The sequence below is a fragment of the Aquiflexum sp. genome (assembly GCF_041751335.1).
Taxonomy (GTDB): domain Bacteria; phylum Bacteroidota; class Bacteroidia; order Cytophagales; family Cyclobacteriaceae; genus Aquiflexum.
The window spans coordinates 1-5,856 of sequence record NZ_JBGSXS010000333.1 but is presented as its reverse complement, the minus strand read 5'-3'; the positions used below and the strand labels follow the sequence as shown (position 1 = coordinate 5,856).

Here is a 5,856-nt window from a genome sequence, read left to right as displayed (position 1 = left end):
CTGACTGTGTCAATAGAAACATACAAAGATTCAGATAAATCATTTAATAAAACCCTGTGATGTAAGTAAACTTGGTCTAGGATATATTTTTGACGTTCTTCTTTAAGCATGATCTTAGATTTCGGTTTTTTGCAGGGATTAAATTATCAATTAGGAAAAAAAAGTCTAAAACAGCAAATAATTGCAAATCATTATTGCACTATGCTCTAAGAAATTCATGTATTTTAGCAAAAATTCTATTACAAAGGTCCAAACACCACAAATTCTATTTCAAATGAGAAACATAAAGCATGGTTATCTTCTTTTGGTATACCTTTTCTTGATTTGTTCATGCAACGCCCCTACATTCAGAATCTTGGAAAAACCCATTGTTTTCGATGAAGAAAGAGAAAAACTTTCAATAGAATACCTAAATGTCCGACATGGATTAGACAAAGAATCAGCCACTATTGAACCAAGTATGGTGGTGGTACATTGGACAGCGGTACCAACTTTGGAAGGCACTTTTGATGTCTTCAACCCGGTTCATTTGGGAGGAAGACCTGAATTGACCACTGCCAGCAATTTAAATGTTTCTGCTCATTTCCTGGTGGACCGAGATGGTACGATTTTTAGGCTTTTGCCGGACACCACTTTTGGAAGGCATACGATTGGATTGAATTATACCGCAATCGGTATTGAAAACATCGGAGGCCCTGATGACCCGCTTACAAAGGCTCAATTAAAGGCGAATGCAGCACTTGTAAGATACCTTCATAAAAAGCATAAGCTGACCTACCTGATTGGTCATCACGAATACTATGACTTTCAGGGCACTGAAATTTGGAAAGAAACAGACCCCGATTACCTGACCCAAAAACAGGATCCCGGACAAAAATTCATGAAACAACTAAGAAAAAAACTTACCGACCTTAACCTCAAAAGCAAACCCTAATCCAAACAATGAAGCCAAATTTCCTGATTCAAATTTCAAGAATCTTTACTTACCTTATATGCTTAACCTTGTTTTTACAATCTTGTAAAACAGCTTCCACTACCACCGGACCACGGGAACGGGGAACAATTCGCGGCACAGGTCCCCGGGGCAATGAAACCACCTATCCCTCAAAAACAGTGAAAATGCCCGTGCAACCTGAATTTTACAAGACATTGGACCTGGAATTGACACCAAGTCCGAGGGAGTTCAGGGGAGTGTGGATAGCAACAGTTGCCAATATAGATTGGCCTACTAGTCCTACCCACCCTTTCAGCAAGCAAAAAGAAGATTTTATCAAACTGTTGGATTATTATAAATCCCTCAATTTCAATGTGGTCATTGTACAGATCAGAACTTCAGGGGATGCTTTTTATCCCTCTGGCTTTGCGCCATGGTCCAGATATCTGACTGGAAAGGAAGGCCAAAAACCCAATACAACAGAAGATCCGCTTTCTTGGATGATATTGGAAGCTCATAGAAGAGGGCTGGAATTTCATGCATGGCTGAATCCCTATCGGGCTACCATGAATCTTGACACCAAACTCCTGAGTGCAGAACATGATTTTTTCAAACATAAAAACTGGATGATCAAGTACGACACCAAATATTACTATAATCCCGGACTTCCTGAGGTCAGGTCTCATTTGGTCAATATCATCACAGAGGTAGTCCAGAATTACAATGTAGATGCCATACACTTTGATGATTATTTCTATCCTTACAAAGTGGACAAAGTTATTTTTGATGATGCGGCGACCTTTAAAAAATATGGTAAACAAGGTCAGAAACTGGATGATTGGAGAAGGGAAAATGTAAGCTTATTGGTCAAAGAAGTGCAACAGACCATTAAAGCTGAAAAACCTTGGGTACAGTTTGGTATTAGCCCTTTTGGGGTTTGGAGAAATAAGGACAAAGATCCCAATGGTTCCAATACCAGGGCTGGTCAGACCAATTTTGATGACCTATATGCCGATGTCCTGACCTGGATGAAGAACGGCTGGATAGATTACCTCATTCCCCAATTGTATTGGAGTATGGATTATAATCTGGCTTCCCACCGGGAACTGATCAACTGGTGGTCTAAAAACAACTACAATACCAAAATTTATATCGGAAATGGTCCCTATAAAATCCGGAACAATGCAGACAAAGCCTGGGACAATCCCATGGAAATCCCCAATCAGATCGGTTTGTCAAAAATCACCCCTAACATATCGGGAAACGCATATTTCAGTGCCAAGTCCCTGTATATACAAAACAGGGATGTGGCTGATCTCGTCTTCAAAAACCATTATCAGCACCAGGTTTTGACTCCTGATATTTTTGAAACCTCAACCACTTCAAAAGAAACCATGCCCCCGGTTTTGATTCCCCATGGGGATGGTTTTGCTTTTCAGTTTCAACAGGTACTGGATCCGGATTTTCGATTTGCAGTAATATACTCCTCCCCAACCATTCAGGATCTCCAAAAGAGAAATGAAAATACGATTTTCCAAAAAATATATCTTGATGACAGCAACAGGATGCTGATTCCCGTACTGACCCCCAACAATCCAAAATATGTGGCCTTGAGTTTTTTGGATAGATTTGGTAAAGAAAGCAAACCGATGGTATTTGAAATCCAAAGAACCCTTCAATCCCCATAAAATGAAAGACATGCTTGTCCGGTTGTTGGATCTTCCGGATATCTCCGAAAAAGAACAACAGTTGGCCAAGGAAAATATTGTTTTCAGAAGACCTATTCCACCTGAAAAATCCTTTGTTTGTGATTGGGTAATTGAGCATTTTGGTCAATATTGGAAAAACGAAACAGAAGCTGCATTTTCCCACCTTCCCGTCAATTGCTATATTGCGCAGAGGGACAATGAGATCCTAGGCTTTGCCTGTTTTGAATCCACCGCCAAAAACTTCTTCGGGCCAACAGGGACATTGGAAGGCATGAGGGGAAAAGGAATAGGAAAAATATTATTGATCAAAAGCCTCCAAACCATGAAAGAAATGGGCTATGCCTATGCCATTATCGGTGGAATCGGCCCGGCAGACTTCTATAAAAACACCGTAAATGCAAGCATCATTGAAGGATCGGAAATCAGTATCTACCAAAACCTGATTAGAAAAAAACCATGAGAAAGTCCATCCCCAACAATCCCTGGTATTGGGTGCCACCATTGTATTTGACCGAAGGTATACCCTACGTGCTGATCATTACGGTATCTGTCATCATGTACAAAAATCTAGGGGTTGACAATTCGGATATTGGACTTTATACCAGCTTTCTCTATTTGCCCTGGGTCATCAAACCTTTTTGGAGCCCCTTTGTGGATTTGTATGGCACCAAAAGAAAATGGTTCCTTGCCATGCAATTGGTGTTATCCATTGCTTTTTTAGGAGTAGGTCTTTCTCTTCCCACCAATCAGTTTTTTGTCATCAGTCTTGCCTTCTTTTGGCTGGCTTCCTTTGCTTCTGCCACCAATGACATCGCTTCGGACGGTTTTTATCTGTTGGCTTTAAAAGAAGACCAACAGTCCTTTTTTATAGGCTTGCGCAGCACATTCTATAGGGTGGCCATGGTCACAGGTCAGGGTTTGTTTGTCATTTTTGCAGGATATCTTGAAGTAAAATACGGAGACAATACCAAAGCTTGGTCGCTTACCATGGTGATGATTGCCGCTTTGATGTTTGTGCTGACTTTGGTTAATTTCCTAGTCACCCCCAATGTTGAAAAAGCAAAAAATTATATCAAAGAAGAAAGCCTGACTTTCTGGAAAGTATTTGAAAGCTTTTTCAGCAAGAAAGAAATCTGGGTTGCCCTGGCCTTTATTCTTTTCTACCGGCTAGGTGAATCACAATTGGTAAAAATGGCCTCTCCATTCCTTTTGGACAGTCGGGAAGTCGGAGGCTTGGCTTTGAGTACGAGTGATGTGGGTTTAATTTATGGAACTTTCGGAATTATCGCCCTTTCCTTGGGAGGTATCATTGGAGGGATAGTGATTTCAAAAGATGGATTAGGAAAATGGATGCTGCCTATGATTTTAGCACTCAATGTTCCAAATTTCTTCTATTACTTATTAGCTTATTTCCAACCTGAATCCGCCTTTTATGCCGGTGTAGTCGTAGTCATTGAGCAATTGGGTTATGGATTCGGCTTTGCGGCATTTATGATGTACCTGATATATGTTTCGGAAGGACCATCCAAAACCTCACATTATGCCATTGCTACCGGATTTATGGCTTTGGGAATGATGATTCCTGGAATGGCTTCCGGTTTTATCCAAGAAGCCCTTGGCTACCCTGGCTTTTTCGTTTGGATTGTCATCGCCGCCTTTCCCGGCATCCTAATGGTAAGGTATGTGAAGTTCCCTTATGAGTATGGGAAGAAGAAGGTAGAGGGTAGAGGGTAGAGGGTAGATTTTAGATTTTAGATTTTAGATTGTAGATTTGGGAAGGATGAGGGATGAAGGGATAAGGGTAGAGGGTAGATTTTAGATTTTAGATTTTAGATTTGGGGGGGATAGTTCATTAAACTGTGTCTAAGGTTAAATCTTTCTTTCAGCCTACCATCTTAGTTGGCTTAAGCCAACTAAGATGGTAGGCTGAAAATCTAGTTTTTTTGTGGTACCCTCTCCGGGTACAACTCCATGATTTCTCGCTGGATGGAAGTCCATCCATAAGCTTTTCTTCTCCATGACTTTTCGTTCCGGCTTATCGATAAATAGAGCTGTTTCAACAGTGCTGTTTCTGATGTCCATGCGGCTTTGCTTTTTATCAGTTTTCGCATGATTCTATGGAGTGCCTCTACCGGATTGGTCGTATAGATCATTTTTCTCATCGGTAAAGGAAAATCCAGAAAGGCCATCAGTTCAGTCCAGTTTTCCCTCCATTGTTTGACTATATACTTGTATTTCTTCCCCCATGTGGCTTCAAAGGATGACATTGCTGTTTTCGCTCCCTCTTCAGTCACAGAGGTATAAACCTGACGTAAGTCCTTTATTACAGCCTTTCTGTCGACATCATCCACATATTTCAGCGAATTCCGCATTTGGTGGACTATACACTTCTGGACAATTGAAGCAGGAAAAGCTTCGTGAATCTGATCGGAAAATCCCTGCAGATCATCCGTACAAACCACCAGAATATCACTTACTCCTCTTGCTTTCAGGTCTTCCATCACCATACCCCATTTTTTAGCCCCTTCCCCACCAGAATTGATATAAAGCCCTAATACGTCCCTGTTCCCTTCCCAATCCACCGAATATACCGTGTAGAAAGCGCTGTTGGTGTATTTGCCGTCTTGGCGTACTTTGAAGTGTATGGCATCCAGATACACGATGGGGTAAAAGTTTTGAAGGGTTCTTGTACGCCATTCCTGGATCTCTGGAAGCACTTTGTCCGTAATCTGGGAAATCCGGCCTGCAGAGATACTCACTCCATAAATATCCTCCAGAAGACGTCTCACGTCTTCCACTGAGTTCCCTTGGGCATAAAGGGACAGTATCTGGTCATCCATACCGCTGCTGAGTTCACGTTCACGTTTGCCGATAAGTTCAGGCTCAAAGTCTCCGTTCCGGTCTCGAGGTGTTGAAATATCTAGGAACCCAGCTTCGCTCACAACTCGTTTGGATGTTCTCCCATTGCGTTTATTAACATTACCGGAGGCTCGCTCTTCGGTCAGAAATGAATCGATCTCACCTTCAAGAAGAGTATTTACCATACCTTGCAAAATCTCACTGAAAGGACTCTCTTTTCCCAGTAATCCTTTCTTACTGTAAAGACGTTCTTTCAAACGTTCACTCATCTCAGGATCATTTAAGATATCCTTAATTGTCTTTTTATTGTTCATCTTGTGTAAAGTTAGCAGACACACTTAAATGAACAGTCTC

The 5,856-nt window shown here is 41.3% G+C and carries 5 protein-coding genes; 4 read left to right on the top strand and 1 reads right to left on the bottom strand.

The window, feature by feature from the left end; all coding sequences use genetic code 11:
* The first annotated feature begins 274 nt into the window (after nt 1–274).
* The 4 genes from ACEW8U_RS18760 to ACEW8U_RS18745 are packed head-to-tail and all read left to right on the top strand — an operon-like array spanning nt 275 to nt 4,377.
* Entirely contained in the window at nt 275–934 is a 660-nt protein-coding gene (locus ACEW8U_RS18760; protein ID WP_373523592.1) for an N-acetylmuramoyl-L-alanine amidase, read from the top strand.
* 8 nt (nt 935–942) lie between these two features.
* Nucleotides 943–2,622, top strand: a complete 1,680-nt coding sequence (locus ACEW8U_RS18755) for a glycoside hydrolase family 10 protein (protein WP_373523591.1) — start codon at nt 943–945, stop codon at nt 2,620–2,622.
* Nucleotides 2,591–3,103 carry a GNAT family N-acetyltransferase gene (locus tag ACEW8U_RS18750; protein ID WP_373523590.1) on the top strand — a complete coding sequence of 171 codons (513 nt, stop codon included), beginning with the start codon at nt 2,591–2,593 and terminating at the stop codon, nt 3,101–3,103. The genes ACEW8U_RS18755 and ACEW8U_RS18750 overlap by 32 nt, the downstream gene beginning before the upstream one ends.
* Nucleotides 3,100–4,377 (top strand): MFS transporter, encoded by a 1,278-nt coding sequence (locus ACEW8U_RS18745; protein ID WP_373523589.1) that lies wholly within the window; start codon nt 3,100–3,102, stop codon nt 4,375–4,377. Before ACEW8U_RS18750 ends, ACEW8U_RS18745 begins: the two co-directional genes overlap by 4 nt.
* Before the next feature lie 200 nt (nt 4,378–4,577).
* Here ACEW8U_RS18745 and ACEW8U_RS18740 read toward each other — a convergent pair whose 3' ends face one another.
* Nucleotides 4,578–5,816: an IS256 family transposase gene (locus ACEW8U_RS18740; protein ID WP_373523588.1), complete on the bottom strand. Its 1,239-nt coding sequence runs from the start codon at nt 5,814–5,816 to the stop codon at nt 4,578–4,580.
* Nucleotides 5,817–5,856: the final 40 nt, after the last annotated feature.

Coding starts and splice junctions, on each gene's coding strand:
- ACEW8U_RS18745 (WP_373523589.1), top strand. CDS start 3,100: ATGAGAAAGTCCATCCCCAACAATCCCTGGTATTGGGTGCCACCATTG.
- ACEW8U_RS18755 (WP_373523591.1), top strand. CDS start 943: ATGAAGCCAAATTTCCTGATTCAAATTTCAAGAATCTTTACTTACCTT.
- ACEW8U_RS18760 (WP_373523592.1), top strand. CDS start 275: ATGAGAAACATAAAGCATGGTTATCTTCTTTTGGTATACCTTTTCTTG.
- ACEW8U_RS18740 (WP_373523588.1), bottom strand. CDS start 5,816: ATGAACAATAAAAAGACAATTAAGGATATCTTAAATGATCCTGAGATG.